15 protein-coding genes, 4 tRNA genes and 1 riboswitch are annotated in these 14,846 nt (G+C 38.0%); of the genes, 5 read left to right on the top strand and 14 right to left on the bottom strand.

The window, feature by feature from the left end:
* Positions 1–360: 360 nt before the first annotated feature.
* Positions 361–936 carry a DedA family protein gene (locus PYV58_RS17190; protein ID WP_034615618.1) on the bottom strand — a complete coding sequence of 192 codons (576 nt, stop codon included), beginning with the start codon at positions 934–936 and terminating at the stop codon, positions 361–363.
* Positions 937–1,223: 287 nt separating this feature from the next.
* Positions 1,224–2,156, bottom strand: coding sequence for a rhodanese-related sulfurtransferase (locus PYV58_RS17185; RefSeq protein WP_034618212.1), 933 nt, complete (start codon positions 2,154–2,156; stop codon positions 1,224–1,226).
* 235 nt (positions 2,157–2,391) lie between these two features.
* On the opposite strand from PYV58_RS17185, the gene PYV58_RS17180 reads away from it, so the two are divergent.
* On the top strand, positions 2,392–2,874 hold the full coding sequence (locus PYV58_RS17180; RefSeq protein WP_004722515.1) for a DUF1289 domain-containing protein: 483 nt from the start codon (positions 2,392–2,394) through the stop codon (positions 2,872–2,874).
* A 211-nt stretch (positions 2,875–3,085) separates the two neighbouring features.
* Here PYV58_RS17180 and ribB read toward each other — a convergent pair whose 3' ends face one another.
* Complete coding sequence (gene ribB / locus PYV58_RS17175) at positions 3,086–3,745, bottom strand: 3,4-dihydroxy-2-butanone-4-phosphate synthase (RefSeq protein ID WP_004819596.1); 660 nt, start codon at positions 3,743–3,745, stop codon at positions 3,086–3,088.
* Positions 3,746–3,853: 108 nt separating this feature from the next.
* Positions 3,854–4,011: riboswitch (FMN riboswitch) on the bottom strand.
* Between the two features lie 170 nt (positions 4,012–4,181).
* Between ribB and PYV58_RS17170 the strand changes: the two genes are divergently transcribed.
* From PYV58_RS17170 to PYV58_RS17160, 3 genes are all read left to right on the top strand, one after another.
* Positions 4,182–6,011, top strand: coding sequence for a DUF2157 domain-containing protein (locus PYV58_RS17170; RefSeq protein ID WP_034618213.1), 1,830 nt, complete (start codon positions 4,182–4,184; stop codon positions 6,009–6,011).
* Positions 6,008–6,619, top strand: a complete 612-nt coding sequence (locus PYV58_RS17165) for a GDYXXLXY domain-containing protein (RefSeq protein WP_034618214.1) — start codon at positions 6,008–6,010, stop codon at positions 6,617–6,619. Before PYV58_RS17170 ends, PYV58_RS17165 begins: the two co-directional genes overlap by 4 nt.
* Positions 6,620–6,770: 151 nt before the next feature.
* On the top strand, positions 6,771–7,238 hold the full coding sequence (locus tag PYV58_RS17160; RefSeq protein ID WP_004819608.1) for a hypothetical protein: 468 nt from the start codon (positions 6,771–6,773) through the stop codon (positions 7,236–7,238).
* A 66-nt stretch (positions 7,239–7,304) separates the two neighbouring features.
* On the opposite strand, the gene panD is transcribed toward PYV58_RS17160, so the two are convergent.
* The 11 genes from panD to PYV58_RS17105 all read right to left on the bottom strand — a co-directional run bounded on the left by panD (position 7,305) and on the right by PYV58_RS17105 (position 13,453).
* On the bottom strand, positions 7,305–7,685 hold the full coding sequence (panD, locus tag PYV58_RS17155; RefSeq protein ID WP_004722504.1) for an aspartate 1-decarboxylase: 381 nt from the start codon (positions 7,683–7,685) through the stop codon (positions 7,305–7,307).
* A 153-nt stretch (positions 7,686–7,838) separates the two neighbouring features.
* Positions 7,839–8,417, bottom strand: coding sequence for an aminoacyl-tRNA hydrolase (pth, locus tag PYV58_RS17150; RefSeq protein WP_004722502.1), 579 nt, complete (start codon positions 8,415–8,417; stop codon positions 7,839–7,841).
* Between the two features lie 20 nt (positions 8,418–8,437).
* Positions 8,438–8,734, bottom strand: a complete 297-nt coding sequence (gene rplY / locus PYV58_RS17145) for a 50S ribosomal protein L25 (protein WP_004722499.1) — start codon at positions 8,732–8,734, stop codon at positions 8,438–8,440.
* Positions 8,735–8,831: 97 nt separating this feature from the next.
* Positions 8,832–9,785, bottom strand: coding sequence for a ribose-phosphate pyrophosphokinase (locus PYV58_RS17140; RefSeq protein WP_004722497.1), 954 nt, complete (start codon positions 9,783–9,785; stop codon positions 8,832–8,834).
* A 35-nt stretch (positions 9,786–9,820) separates the two neighbouring features.
* Positions 9,821–9,895: transfer RNA gene (locus PYV58_RS17135), tRNA-Gln, on the bottom strand.
* A gap of 91 nt (positions 9,896–9,986) precedes the next feature.
* Positions 9,987–10,061: transfer RNA gene (locus tag PYV58_RS17130), tRNA-Gln, on the bottom strand.
* 19 nt (positions 10,062–10,080) lie between these two features.
* A tRNA-Gln gene (locus tag PYV58_RS17125) sits at positions 10,081–10,155 on the bottom strand.
* 30 nt (positions 10,156–10,185) lie between these two features.
* Positions 10,186–10,260, bottom strand: a tRNA-Gln gene (locus PYV58_RS17120).
* 4 nt (positions 10,261–10,264) lie between these two features.
* Positions 10,265–11,098 (bottom strand): 4-(cytidine 5'-diphospho)-2-C-methyl-D-erythritol kinase, encoded by an 834-nt coding sequence (gene ispE, locus PYV58_RS17115; protein WP_034617531.1) that lies wholly within the window; start codon positions 11,096–11,098, stop codon positions 10,265–10,267.
* 25 nt (positions 11,099–11,123) lie between these two features.
* The gene (gene lolB, locus PYV58_RS17110) at positions 11,124–11,732 is read right to left on the bottom strand and encodes a lipoprotein insertase outer membrane protein LolB (protein ID WP_034617524.1); all 609 of its coding nucleotides are present in this window, start codon (positions 11,730–11,732) and stop codon (positions 11,124–11,126) included.
* An 8-nt stretch (positions 11,733–11,740) separates the two neighbouring features.
* Complete coding sequence (locus PYV58_RS17105) at positions 11,741–13,453, bottom strand: tetratricopeptide repeat protein (protein ID WP_205622319.1); 1,713 nt, start codon at positions 13,451–13,453, stop codon at positions 11,741–11,743.
* A 77-nt stretch (positions 13,454–13,530) separates the two neighbouring features.
* Between PYV58_RS17105 and hemA the strand changes: the two genes are divergently transcribed.
* Positions 13,531–14,817: a glutamyl-tRNA reductase gene (gene hemA / locus PYV58_RS17100; RefSeq protein WP_004819618.1), complete on the top strand. Its 1,287-nt coding sequence runs from the start codon at positions 13,531–13,533 to the stop codon at positions 14,815–14,817.
* The last annotated feature ends 29 nt before the right edge of the window (positions 14,818–14,846 follow it).

Here is a 14,846-nt window from a genome sequence, read left to right as displayed (position 1 = left end):
CAATTGGTCGGCATTGGTGAAACGGGGAGTATAAGAAAATATAAACAATAGGCTTCTTTTATAAATCCTGTTAAAACCCATAAATCAACAGATGGTGCCTCTTATCCTAGCTTTTCCTCAGCGAGAAGGAACTATCAAGCTTCATTTCGCATGATCATTTTGATTTATGAAAGCTCTAATGTCTTTGTGGTTATTTTGGGAATTCGCTGATTATTTGTCAGACAACTAATGTTAAGGGCTAATGTTAAGAACCCAGAGCTCGGCCAAGCAAACACAAATTTGTCTGCTCGACTCAATCCACATAAATCTCAATGCACACAAATAGTATGTTTTAACTGAATGCTGGGAGCATAATAATTTTTAGCGTGCTTTTGATTTTTTATAGAAAAAATAAGCAACTAAAATTAAGACAATGGTAATGATCACATAGCCCACGCGACTAAAAATTTGTTGCATGAGTTCTATATTGTTTCCAAAATAATAACCCACACATGCAAGAAAAGTGGTCCAGATAATTGTCCCTACGCTGCTATACAGCATAAATTTCCAAAAGGGCATATGACTCATGCCTGCAGGGATACTAATCAAAGAACGAACTGCGGGAACCATTCGCCCAAAGAAAACCACGCGATGTCCATATTTTTCAAACCAATCTAAAGCTTTTTTGACATCTTCTGATTTGATAAAAAGGTATTTACCGTAGCGGTCAACCCAATTAAAAATGCTTTGATTTGGGATTTTTCGACCCACCCAATACAACAACGCTGCTGCAACCAGTGAACCGATGCTTCCTGCGATAATCACACCCGATAATAATAATTGACCTTTAGATGCAGCAAATCCAGCTGATGGCATAATCACTTCTGAGGGAATCGGCGGAAAAACATTGTCTAAAAACATCAAAAGAGCAATACCGAAGTAACCAAGTTGCTCCATGATCGAAATAATCCAATCAGTCATTTTATATATAAAAATAGGGCGTTATAAACATGGTATGGTTTTCATTTATCAAAATATAGTGAGAATTTGTTGTGTTGTTAAAATATCTAAATAAAAACCGCAGCCTATAAGCTGCGGTTGAGTGAAGCATTTTAAAATTATCTCAGCTTGCGTTATGAAACTTGAAAATAGTCTCGCTATTCTCCATTCATGCTTTACGACGTATACGTCTCATGCTCAATTTTAACCTACAACGCAAGCCATTTATGAAATGCTAACAGCCCCTAAAGACGTTTGCGTTTTGCAGCAGTAATTTGTGATTGACGCATACGGAAACCTTCTTTTTGTTTCTCAGATGTTTTATCAATACAATATTTGCAAGAAACACCATGTTCATAACTTGGTAAATCAGCTTCTTCAGGAACAAGTGGCCAACCACATGCATGACATTTAATATTTTCGCCTTCTTCCATACCATGCGTCACCGCAGTACGACCATCAAATACGAAACATTCACCTTCCCACATACTTTCATCAGCAGGGGTTTCTTCAAGGTATTTTAAAATACCGCCTTTAAGGTGATACACCTCGTTAAAACCTTCTTGTAGCAGTAGCGATGTTGATTTTTCACAACGAATACCGCCTGTACAGAACATCGCAATTTTCTTATCTTTATGCTGTTCAAGTTCTTTTTTTACGTATTCTGGAAATTCACGAAAGGTTTCTGTTTTAGGATCAATCGCGCCTTTAAAAGTACCCGCTTTATATTCATAATCATTACGTGTATCAATCAAAATCACATCATCACGTGCAATCAGTTCGTTCCATTGCTTTGGATCAAGATAATGTCCAACAAGATCACGAGGTTTCACCTCTACACCTAAAGTTACGATTTCGTTCTTTAGCTTAATCTTCATTTTACGGAATGGCTTTTCATCACTATGTGATTCTTTATATTCCATGCTATTAAAGCCTTCATTCAATAAAAATTGATGAATGACATCAATCGCTTGACGATCGCCAGCAACAGTTCCGTTAATTCCTTCACCTGCAATAATGAGAGTACCGCAAAGGTTGATGGTTTTTACCAAGTCTAAAAGACGTTGTTGAAGATCAGCAGGATCTTGAACTTCTTTGAATTGATAAAGTGCTGCAACAACCCAACCAGAGGTCGCTTGCTGTTCTACAGGTGCAAGCTGTTCTACAGTAGCGTTCATGGAGTACTCCAAATATTTAAGATAGAATAAAATTTAAGGCGCATATTTTAGCGTGATTTACATGAATATGCGAGAAAACCCTAGTCTTTGTAGTGTTTTTTTATTCCCTGAAAAAAATATGGGTTTTTATACTAAATATAGTGCTTTAAAATATTTTATATACCATATATAGTATTGCGAAATGATTATTTCGTGCCGAAAAAGTGTGTCACATCGTTGATGTAAGGAGTAAATTTTGAGTAACGAACGTCGGATACCCACCTTAACGCCATGCGCTGGTCGTTGTTCAACGGTATTTGGTGATTCTGTTTGTCGTGGTTGCCGTCGTTTTAATCATGAAGTGATCCAATGGAATACATATGATTCAGCGCAACGTTTAGCCGTTTGGAAGAGGCTGGATGCACAGCTCGATCAAATTTTAATTCCGATGCTACCTTTTGCTGATTTAAGACATATTGAAGGTTTTATTTTGGGTAAACGTATAAGAGTGATGGATTCTGCTTCTAAAGGGCGCAAGTTGTATCATGCATTAAAAATTTGTGAAAAAAATAAACATCTCGCAGAAGAGAGTGGTTTGGGAATTCAAGCGAAACAGGTAAAACCGCTTTGGGATGAGTTTGAACGTCGTGTATTGGCATTGGCCAATGCAAGTTATGATTTCGCATGGTTACGTGCAGACGGTATTCGTCAAAGTATTTTACATTTGGAAGATGTTTAAACTCAGTTTCTGCAATGATTTATTATTCATCAGCTTGATATTTTGGCTATTTAATTTTAATCAGTGTCACTTATAAAAAATTAAAACAAAAACTGGCGCTGTCATTTCATCGCACTTTAACCAAGAATACCTAATCAATATTAAAAAGCCAGTCCAAAGATTTGAACTGGCTTTTTTACTCTGTCTAAATGTGATGACTTAAAATATTTTCTTAGACATTGTGTTTTAAACGATACTGAACCAATTCTTCAATGGTAATCAGCGTTAAATGATGCGTTTGTGCATATGCTAAAACTTGAATGCCTGAAGCCATTGTCCCATCAGGATTGGTCACTTCACATAACACACCAGCGGGTTTTAAACCGGCTAAACGTGCCAAATCAATAGAACCTTCTGTATGTCCACGACGGGTTAATACACCACCATTACGACCACGCAATGGAAAAACATGACCAGGGCGATTCAGATCGCTTGCGACAGCACCTGTTTTAATTGCAGCATGAATAGTGGTGGTACGGTCTTTTGCAGAAACGCCTGTTGTTACACCTTGTGCTGCTTCGATGGTAATGGTAAAAGCCGTTTTAAATTGACTTGAATTGTCCTGAACCATCGGTGGGAGTTCAAGGTGATCTGCTAGATCATCGGTAATGGTTAAGCAGACAATACCTGAACCATCACGAATCATACGTGCCATGGTTTCAACATTGAGGGTTTCTGCTGCAACAATTAAATCTGCTTCATTTTCACGATCAAAATCGTCCATGACCAAAACAGGTTTGCCTTGGCGCATATCTTCGATTGCTTGTTCGATACGTTGGTCTGCAGGGGATAGTGCAGAAAAGAAAATTTCGGGTTGAATTAAACTAGACATTGAAACGCTCTCGTAAAGTTAAAATACGGTTGAACATTTCAGGACATTTGAAATAGTGGCGTTACAAAACCTTTTCCAATAGCGAATATTGAAATTTTTAAGCTGTGACGTCGTCTTCTTTCATCCGGACTATACCGTCGGCTTTGGCATTTCACCAAATCTGCGAATCACGATTAAGCGTGATAAGCTCGTGGGCTGTTGGCTCAGGATTGAAAATCCGTCCAATTTACCACCGGTGGGGAATTACACCCCGCCCTGAAGCGATGTGCATTTATTATAGACACTTTTTTACTAAATGGATGCTTTTTTTTAGAATGATCAGTACTATAGATAGAACAATAGTTGCTATAGAAAATAATTAAACTTTTACATTTAAAAGAATATTTGTGGTCATAGTGATCAACAAATAGCAAAGCATAAAATAAGGAGACTCAGCTTGATCACGATTCAGCAAGATGTCTATTCATGGCGTAATGATGACTTTGTTAAACACTTACAGGTTTTAGGATTTGCTCTAATTGCAGTCAGTATTTTATATCTGACCGCTGCAAATTGGTTTATGTTGCCTCAGTTTTTTCAATTGGCAATTCCACAACTTTTCTTGTTACTCAGTGCTGTAGCCAGTATTTTTTTAGTTCAGCATGATTATTTAGTCCAGTGTTTGCATACAATAAGTGGCTTGATGATTGGTTTAAGTTTGGCTGTCATTGGTCAAATTTATCAAACAGGGGCAGATAGTTATTTACTATTTTTAATCTGGTCTATTTTATTGCTGCCGTGGTTGTATCGTCCGAATATTGGTGTTTTTACATTGCTCTGTATTGTCAGCCAACTCACTTTATTTTTGTTTTTTAAACAAACATTTTGGGCTGACGAATATCCTGTCACATTTTTATTTAGCTTAAATCTCCTTTCATTATTTCAGTTTTATTTTTGTCTTCGTTGTTATCAAAAGCTGCGTTATCTCTTTGTCTTATGGTTTGGCATTCTTTCAATTTGGCATATGGTGCTATTTTTATATGGAGACAGTAATTTAGCATTCGCCACAGCCATGATTTTTACATGGATAGACCTTAAGATCGCTTATTTAATATCATCATTTTTTCTACTTTCTGTCGCATTAACTTATTTTTATCGAAAAAGAGATCAGTTATGTAGTGTGCTTTCAGCAGTAGGTTTAGGGATTACGTTTACGCTGGTGATTTTCAAATGGATGAATAGTCTGTTTCGTGAATCCGAAGTGCTCGGATTATTTTTAATTGCACTGGTGGTTTTCGCTTGGTTTGCATTGATTACTTTTTTATTGATTAAGTTTATCCCACAAAACAAATTTAACAATATTCCTATCGCAGTGGGTGCATGGATTGCAGGTGTTTTATTGGCATCATTGATGCTGGCATTTTGGGGGAATTTCTCCTTGATCATGGGGGCAGTTTTTGTGGTATTGGCTGCCTTTATTTTAAGAAGTAAACAAGCTTTATTTTTAAGGCAGTTTGCTTATTGTATATGGGTCGCAGGGCAACATGCTGTGATTTTCCACACGGTTGAATTAACTGACCAATTCTTTCCAATTTTCTTTATTCAATTTGCCATGCTGTGTCTTAGTTATTTTATTCGCAGCCATTGGTTCTTTATTTTTATCCAACTATTTGCCTTATATTTATCTGGTATTGCGTTGATTTGGGATTTAAACGTTCTGCTTGGATTACATCGTTTTGTTGAAAATTTTGCATTTCTGGTCTTGCTCAGTTATGGGTTTTATCTGGTAATGATTTGGGTGCATCGTATTCAACCCAGTCAATATCAACGCAGTTTAGCATTGGCTAATTTATTGATTATTCTTTCATCCTTGGGTTTCTATACACTATTTGGACAATATGAATTAGAGAAAATTAGATACCTTCCTATTCTCAACTTGGGGCTGCCTATTTTGTGGTTGGCTTTGTTTATGGTGTTGAGGATTCGCAATCAATTTAGCTTGATTGCTCAATTGATTTTATTGGCTTTTGCTGCAGTACTGATATTTTATGGCTATTTTGAAATTTTTATTTGTATCGCCATACTTTCATGGGCATTGTCACAGCTCGATAAAATTGTCTATGGTTTCGCTTTAGTGACTTTGGCGTTAACCTTATGTTTTATTTACTACGCGTTGAATGTTAGCTTCCTCGTTAAAAGTCTAAGTATTTTTAGCTCAGGATTAATTTTGTTGATACTGACCTTGGTGCTGCATAAATTCCAATCAAAAGAGGGAGCAAATACATGAAAAAATTCATTCCTCTTTGTCTTGCTTTAATCTGTATTGTTCTTTTTCTAGGCATCATTTTTAAGAATGAACAGCACCTGAAGCATAGTCAGAGTATATATGTCCACTTACAACCTGTTGATCCACGTTCGTTAATACAAGGTGATTATATGGTGCTGAGTTATCAACTTTACTTTGCACCGCAAAAACTAAATCAGGGCGATCAGAACAATGTAGATCCAAGTGATAGTGATGAAAATCATATTTTTTCGGGGCATTATTTTGATCAAGTGATTGAAAATAAGCCTTCGGTTACGGCTTATGTTGAATTGGATCAACAGAAAAAGGTGGCACATACTTATTTTGAAAAACCTAAAGATGCGCAAACTGTAAAATTGATTTTGAAGAACCCTGATAATCGGCATAGATCACTTTATCCTGCATCCAATAGCTTTTTATTTGCAGAAGGCTTAGCTGAATGTTATCAGCAAGCAACGTATGCTGAGTTTAAGGTGGATCAGCAGGGCAATGCGATTCTTGCATCTTTACGAGGAGAGCATTTACAAGATTTGGAGTGTGAGCATAAACAACGTTGGCGTGATGGATTTCGTTCTGAAAGAACTGAATAATTGAAGTCCAAATTATTCACTATAACGGATACTTGCTAAGGCAACATTGAATAATATGCATGAAATAAGTGCTTTGAATAAATGGTGGATTAAGTCAGTTTGAATTTAGTCTTATTGGTTTTCATAGCCATAATATTTATGGATAGTCGTTGTGAAAAATAACCAGATCAAATTTTCCCATATGATTATTTTTCTAATACTATTTATTTTTGTTTTATCTACATTTTATTCAGGTAGCTTGAATAAGTCATATTCAAATAGTCCAGAAATAATCAATTTTAGAGGAATTAAAAATAAGTATTTTATCCAATATTCTCCAGAATTTACTCCATCATTGATTAGGCCTGGCAACGCATCTGCTTCAATACGGATACATCGAGATAATTTGTCTAGTGAAGAAATGACACGGATACAACAACAACTTGTCTCTGATGGCTGGAGAAGAATAAAGGATGAAGGTAGATATTTTCAATATTGTTTAAATAAAACACAAATATTAAATATTGGATCTCCTGTCACTTTGAAAAAGAGAAGTGGTGAAATTATTGAGAATGATAAGGTTAACTCATGGATTATTAGTCTGTATTATAATGATAATGGTGTAAATAGCTGTTATTGAAAATAATTAAGTGAAATAGACATAAAAAACCCGCAACATTGCGGGTTTTGAATCATCTGTGTGCAATTATGCAACTTGAACAGGGATACAGTTTGCTGTGTGATTTACTGTATTGTCTGGATTTGCATATACAAGACGTGGTTTATGCGCATCAGCTTCAGCATTAGTAAAATCACCAAATGTGGCAATAATCATTAAATCACCAACATCAGCTTGAAGTGCAGCGCCACCATTGACTGAAATGATGCCTGAACCTTCTTCGCCACGAATCGCATAGGTTGTAAAGCGCTTACCATTAGTCACGTTCCACATATGAATTTCTTCATATTCACGGATACCAGCTAAATCCAAAAGAATACCGTCGATTGCACAAGAACCTTCATAATGTAATTCTGCTTGTGTAACAACACAACGATGGATTTTTGCTTTTAATAAACGAGATAGCATGATTTGCGTCTCCAGAGTAGCCCTTACAATTGTTATCTTGTGTTGAATCAACAATTTTCAATGGGGGGATGCATTTGAAAGCGCATTTTGCTCTTAAAAATGAATCATGGCAAGAAAAATTGTTGAACAAAGAACATAAAATTTAGGTTTAAATTATGCTTTATAAGCATTGATTTGATTCATTGCTTGCTGAATCTCACCATTAACCAATAATTTTGTTTTGCCTAAAGCATGGTGTATTGCATCATCCATTAAAGTCTGTTCACTGCTTGGTGCTTTACCAAGTACATGTCCTGAAACTTTTTCTTTAGCGCCGGGATGACCAATGCCAATACGTAAGCGATGAAAATTAGAACCAATATGAGGAACAATGTCACGTAGACCATTGTGACCACCATGTCCACCGCCAGTTTTTAAACGAATGACGCCCGGATTCATATCCAGTTCATCATGAGCGATGAGAATTTCTTCTGGTTTAATTTGGTAGAATTTTGCAAAGGGAACAACACTTTGACCAGAAAGGTTCATAAATGTTGTGGGCAATAGTAGACGAACATCTTGTCCTTCAATATTACCGCGACCACTGATTCCTTTGTACTTTGAATCAGTTTTTAATGTAATACCATATTGTTCTGCAAGGCGTTCGACGAACCAAAAGCCTGCATTATGGCGGGTTTGGGCATATTCAGAACCTGGATTACCCAAACCAATAATCAGTGAAAGTTTACTCACTCATTTACACCATTTAACACTTATGCGCGTTTAAAGTCAGCGTGCATTGGTGTGTTTTTAGCTGGGTGACGTTGTAAAGCTTGGATTTTAACGCTTTCAACTTTACCTTCGATGTTAAGATCGATAACTTCTTCAAAGAAAGAGTTATTTTCTAAAGCTTTAACAAGCTCGCGAAGTTCTAAAGTAACCGCTACAGGTTCAGCAGAACCACCATAGATGATTGCTGGAACTTTATTTTGAAGACGAAGGCGGCGGCTCGAACCTTTCCCTTGAACTGCTTCTTCACGTGCTACTGCATTTAATACGAAGTTTGCCATGATGACATTTCCTCATTGAGTGTAATTGACTGAACTTTCGACCAGCCCAGTGATATAAAGCCCTACCAAAGAGTAGGGCTTTGAAAATTTGGCGCTATTATAGATAAGAATCGAACATTGCGCTAATAGATTCTTCGTTGTTAATACGACGAATTGTTTCAGCAACCATACTTGCTACTGAAACTTGGCGAATCTTACCAAGTTTTAATGCTTCATCTGAAAGTGGAATTGTGTCAGTAACAACCAATTCATCAATTACAGATTTGCTTAAATTTTCGAGTGCTTTACCTGATAGTACAGGGTGCGTTGCATAAGCAACCACTTTACGAGCACCAAAAGTTTTAAGTGCGTCGGCAGCTTTACACAAAGTACCAGCTGTATCAACCATGTCATCAACAATCACACAGTCACGATCACGTACATCACCAATCAAATGCATCACTTGTGATTCATTGGCTTTTTGACGACGTTTATCAATGATTGCAAGGTCGATATCACCCATTTGTTTTGCAACAGCACGTGCACGAACTACACCACCAACGTCAGGTGAAACCACCATCAAGTTATGATGTTGTTGTTGACGTAAGTCAGCAAGCAAAGCAGGTGTACCGTAGATGTTATCTACAGGAATATCAAAGAAACCTTGGATTTGGTCAGCATGCAAGTCGATCATTACAACACGGTCAATACCCACAGTGGTAAGCATGTCTGCTACAACTTTTGCAGTAATTGGAACACGAGTTGAACGAGGACGACGGTCTTGGCGTGCATAACCGAAGTATGGAATTACAGCAGTAATACGACCAGCACTTGCACGACGCAAAGCATCTGCCATTACTAAGATTTCCATAAGGTTATCATTCGTAGGGGCACAAGTGGGCTGTACGATAAACACGTCTTTACCACGCACATTTTCAGTAATTTCGACAGTGATTTCACCATCAGAAAATTTACCTACAGCAGCAGCTCCCAGAGGGATGTGCAAATGGCTAACGACTTTTTGGGCGAATTGTGGATGCGCAGTTCCACTAAAAACGACAAGATTGGGCATGAAGCACCCTTGGCGGTTGGCAGATTTGAATTAGATGGCAGGGGCGGCTGGATTCGAACCAACGGATGCCGAGATCAAAACCCGGTGCCTTACCACTTGGCGACGCCCCTAATGCGGCAGAATTTTAGTGTTTTTGTATGTCTCTGTCAAGGTAAATCAACATTAAATACAAATTACTACGTTCTGTCTTTTTTGAGAAAATGGCAGGGGCGGCTGGATTCGAACCAACGGATGCCGAGATCAAAACCCGGTGCCTTACCACTTGGCGACGCCCCTAATTTGATGTTGTATTTAATGGCAGGGGCGGCTGGATTCGAACCAACGGATGCCGAGATCAAAACCCGGTGCCTTACCACTTGGCGACGCCCCTAAAATACAACGATCTACAGATGAAAAATGATGGCAGGGGCGGCTGGATTCGAACCAACGGATGCCGAGATCAAAACCCGGTGCCTTACCACTTGGCGACGCCCCTATCATTATACTGTAAAATGAGTGAGTGGTGATTCATTCAAACTGTTGACCAAATAGGCTTTGCAGGGTGAATGATTTAAAACATCATCAATCTTCATTTGTTCAGTGACTTCAACAAAAACACAAGCACCTGTACCTGTAAGCTTTGCTGTACCGAACTGATCTAAATACTGCATTGCTTCATCAACTTCAGGATATAAATTTCTTGCCAGTGGCTCAAAATCATTTCTAAAATTGGATGGCTTTAGCTGATAGGCGCAAAATTTAGTAGGCTTCGTATCTCTTGTCAATGTTTTTTGCGAAAAAAGTCGTTGAGTGCTGATAAAACAATCAGGTTTTAACACAATGTATTGTTTTTGATCTAAGTCTATGAATGTTAAGTGTTCACCTATACCTTCTGCCCAAGCATTACGACCATGAACAAAGATTGGAACATCTGCACCCAATTTAACCCCAAGCTCAGCCAGTTGTTCAGTATTTAAACCACAATGCCAAAGTTGATTGACCACAATCAATGTGGTGGCAGCATTGGAAGAACCGCCACCTAGACCTGCACCCATTGGAATATTCTTTTCGATACGAATTTTTAAACCAGTCAGCTGTGTGGCATAAGGTTTTAAAATTTGAATCGCTTTATAGATCAGATTATGTTCCAAATCGACGTTACTCAAACCTTCAAGACTGATTTCAGGTTGAGAATGTTCTGTTTGGGTGAATTCTAACCAGTCATACAAATCAATCAGCTGAAAAATACTTTGCAACTCGTGATAGCCATTTTCACGACGACCTGTGATATGCAAAAACAAATTCAATTTTGCTGGAGAGGGAACACGAATCATAGATTTCATTGTCTAAGGTAAAGAATTAGCGGTTTTGAATCACCATTGTAATACGATTTTCCTGACCAGATTCAAGTTGTTGTTTTAAAATCAGCTTATTGGGCAAGCTCGCTTGATTGTTATAACTAAAATCTACAGTCCAGCCATCTTCAATGATTTGAGCAATACGTTGAGTATTATCTCGGGTGATTTGTGCATTTTCAGTGGCAGGGTAAGCTTGAACCCAATCGACAATATGGGTAATAGGTGCAGTCCAGCCTGTGGCTTTTTCAAGCAGTTCTTCTGGTGTTTCAGCCGAAATCGAACCTGTTTTAGCGCTGTTTAGGGTAACTTCCCCAGATTTTCCTTCAATAATAGTTTTACCAATACCTAAGATTCCATTCAACTGGATATTAAAATCTTGTTGGTCTTGTGTCCATGTATAGAATGCACTGCCAGACTGTTTCGGTGTTTTTACCCCAATTTTCCCTTCAAGATTAAATTGATTTGACGGTTTTTGTGGGGGCGTTGTGGCATCAGTGGGTGCTGTAAGCGTAGGTGTGGTTTGTGCTGGTTTTACGACTTGTTGACAACCTGTGAGGGTAAAAGCGGTTACAGCAGTTAGGGTGCAAAAGATCTGTGGAATGTGACGCATACAAGTCATTAACTCTTTTTAATATGTTGCGGTAATATTAATGAATCTAATTGATTTAATTGAGGATCATTTGGATGATTTTGTTTGAGTTGTTGTAACACTTCATTAAATTGAGCTAAGGCACCTTGCATATACAACGATTTTGCATATCGAATACCAATGTTTACACTATGACTCAAATTATAAGCTTTCGATAAAATGTTCGAGGCGGCATCAAAATCATTTTGCAAGAATGTGATATATCCCAGCGTATCTAAAATCGAGGCCTGATCTGGCGCAGAATCTAAGGCATGTTCAGCATACTTTCGCGCTTCATCTAAACGTCTATTTTGTAGTGCAAGCGTATAGGCATAAGCATTTAAATAAGCAGGATTATTTGGCTCTAAAGTTAAGAGTTGTTTCAATGCTTTATCAAGTAAATCACGATCCTCAAATGGATCAAGAAGCAGTATTTCTGAATAGAGAATTTCAGGATCATCAGGCAAGTTCTTCACTGCTTCAGTGAGTAATCTCAGCGCTGCTTTTTTATTGCCCATGCGTTTTAAAATCTCGGCTTGAGCCTGATATAAGAAACTTGCATGTTGTGGATAATTGACACGTTCTTGGGTTAAAAACCGCAGAGCATCATTCATCTTGTCTTGTCTTTCAAAAATCGAGACCAGATTACGGCGTGAAACCGTATATAAGTTCCCATCAACCAAACGATAATAGGCTTTTGCCGTTTCATCATTTTGCTTTCGTTCAGCATTTACTGCCAAATAAAAATAAGCTTCGTTTTGATAACGTGACGAGTAGCGTAACTCCACTAAATACTGTTCAGCTTGATCCAGCTTTTTTAAATCAATCGCAGTTAAACCTGCAATAAATAGAGCCTCTTCAGCATCTGGCCAAGCTTGGATAATCGATTCTAATTTGCTTAAGGCCAATTCAGATTGATGAATCTTGATCAGATATTTGACTTCTGCGAGACGGATATCATAGTTGTACTTGTTTTTACGACTGCTTCGATCATACCAATTTAAAGTCGCTTCTTGGTCACCCAAAGCCTCTAATAAATTGGCTTTCATCAGAATAAAGCCAGTCACTTTTGAACGTTTTTTTAACGCCTTATTGACGGTTTTTAAGGCTTGCTCGATTTCATCGTTTTGCGCTTCCAAACCGGCTATTAGAATTAAAACAGAAGGGTTGTTTTTTTCTTTACTTGCTCTCAGCGTATTGAGCAGATTTTGACGATCTACTTCTGATTCTGGTGCAATTCCTTCTAAAATCTTTTCTAAATCAGCGTTGGGGTCAATATTGAGAATACTGTCCAGAGTCTCCGCTGCAAGTTCATATTCATGTGATTTGAGCGCGATATGCGCCAAATAAAATTTTGCAGGAACATCCTCAGGTTCTTGTACAACCCAATGGGTGGCAATGTCTAAAGCTGCTTTTAAATCGTTTTGTTCAATTGCAACATTCAAGGCACGTTGTTTAATGGTGGTTGAATTACTACGAATTGCGAGCACAGTATAATTGTGTAAAGCAGTTGCAGTATCATTATAAGCCAATGAAAATTCAGCAATAATACTTTGTTTTAATGCATTAGTATTATATTTAGCATGATAAAATTCTCCAGATGCTCTAATATGAGCACTAGAAGCCATGCTACCAACCAGTAAGAATGTGGTAGAATATTGCTTAATTGTCATGCCGCTTAAGCGGTTGTTTATTTGACGCAATTTTTCCGAATCCAAGTATGCTTTTTATGACACCGTTATTGCACAATAGCACAAATTTAGCGAAATGATGATCTGATATGTCTTTCTTTGCATTGGGTGTCAACCATCAAACTGCTTCTGTTGAGCTACGTGAGCAAATCGCTTTTAATCCAGAACGATTAAAAGATTTATTTGCCGTAGAAAGCCTTCGCCAAAATTTGAATGATATGGTGGTGGTGTCAACATGTAACCGCACTGAAGTCTATGCCATGGCTGAAAATGCCGATATGGTATTAAATTGGCTCGCCCAAACCAATGGTATTGATGTAAAGCAATTGTCAAATCATGTATATCGTTATGAAAATACCGATGCAGTTTCGCACTTAATGCGAGTTGCCAGTGGTTTAGACTCATTGATGCTGGGTGAACCGCAAATTCTAGGACAGGTTAAAACAGCACTATCAATCGCAAAAGATGCTGAAATCGTCTCGCAAAACCTGAATCAAATATTTGAATATGCTTTTTATGCAGCCAAACGTGTACGTTCTGAAACGGCAGTTGGCAGTCATGCTGTCTCAATGGGATATGCTGTTGCTCAACTCGCATTGCAAGTGTTTAGTAAGCCTGAACAGCTTACAGTCATGGTGGTTGCCGCAGGTGAAATGAATAGCTTGGTGGCAAAACACTTGGCTGAAATGGGCGTTGCAAAAATCTTGATTTGTAATCGAAGCCGTGAACGGGCAGAGAAATTAGCACAAGAAATAGCGCATCGTGTTGAAGTGGAGATTATTCCATTTGATGAACTCACTACTCAGCTTTATCGTGCGGATGTAATTTCCAGTTGTACAGGCAGTTTGCATCAAGTTATTGCTTATGCAGATGTGAAATTCGCTTTAAAAAAACGTCGTTATCAACAAATGCTTATGGTCGATTTAGCTGTACCTCGTGATATAGATCCAAAAGTTGAAAGTTTGGATGGTGTGTATTTATACGGTGTGGATGATCTACAAAGTGTAATTGATGAAAATTTAGCACAACGACGTCAAGCTGCGGTTGAAGCAGAGGTTATGGTCAATCAACTGGTAACTCAGTTGGTGACACAGCAAAAAGTAAAAGATGCTGGTGGGACGATTCAACAGTTTCGTGAGCACGGTGAGGAACAACGCCAGATGGAGTTGTCGCATGCCTTAGAGCGTATTCAGGCAGGTGAGGATACGCAACATGTACTTGAGGATTTTGCACATCGTTTGACGCAAAAGTTATTGCACCCATCTTCAATTTTGCTACGCCAAGCAGCACAGGATGAAGATCCTTCACATTTTGAATGGATGAAAGAAAATATTCAGGATATTTTTGAACAAGAAAGAAAACCAAAAGCGAAGTGATTATTTTTTAAAACGAATGTGATTTAATG

The organism is Acinetobacter sp. TAC-1 (genome assembly GCF_029025845.1).
GTDB lineage: Bacteria > Pseudomonadota > Gammaproteobacteria > Pseudomonadales > Moraxellaceae > Acinetobacter > Acinetobacter guillouiae.
Note: the sequence above shows the minus strand (reverse complement) of the source record. Positions and strands in the feature narration are given on the sequence as shown.